We start from the raw sequence: 659 nt of genomic DNA on the forward strand, positions 1-659 counted from the left end.
GAAATTGGCAGAGCAAGGAATCATGCAGTACAAGCCTGTTGGAACAAGGGACGAAAGCAGTGGAAAAGAGATATTGGTTATCATCAACGTTCACGAATAGAAGCCAAAATGTTTGCATTTAAACGGCTTGGACAAGGGGTGTCTAGCCGATGCTTTAATCGTCAGGTAGTCGACTTGCAAATCAGAGTCGATATTTTGAATAAATTTACTCAACTCGGTACAGCCCAAACAGTCGCTGTTGCATAAATATCGGGAAGATAGACTGACTCATCTTTATTTTTATTTATGCAACAAAGCCTCTGTAAATTGTAACGCTACTATATGCGTACTATTCCCTGAATCAGTTCTTTTTTGTTCATTTTTTTCAGGAGGAGTTTCAATATTATTATCTTTTGAATTTGTATTACCTGTATTCACTTTTTTTACTTCATTATCAAATACACTTCCTATTCTATCTAAAATTGGTTTACCTACCGCTTTTAAAGTTCGCTTAATCTCTGATAAAGTATATTGCATTAAACCATCTTTTATATAATGTTTACCTTCAACTTTTACTTTTCTCGAAGTTAATCTTAATACTTTTTTTCCTAATGGAAGTGACTTATGATCTGCAATAAGATCATAAGCACCTTGAATATTTTTAAAATAAACTTTTATAC

The 659-nt window shown here is 33.1% G+C and carries 2 pseudogenes; one reads left to right on the forward strand and one right to left on the reverse strand.

The features are described from left to right. Window positions 1-246, forward strand: a pseudogene (locus KPC_RS20195) (IS5/IS1182 family transposase); the annotation flags it as partial. 51 nt (window positions 247-297) lie between these two features. Here the strand turns inward: KPC_RS20195 and KPC_RS20200 are convergent. Next, a pseudogene (locus KPC_RS20200) lies at window positions 298-659 on the reverse strand (peptidase M23); the annotation flags it as partial.

It is taken from the genome of Acinetobacter stercoris, assembly GCF_900323515.1.
Classification (GTDB): domain Bacteria; phylum Pseudomonadota; class Gammaproteobacteria; order Pseudomonadales; family Moraxellaceae; genus Acinetobacter; species Acinetobacter stercoris.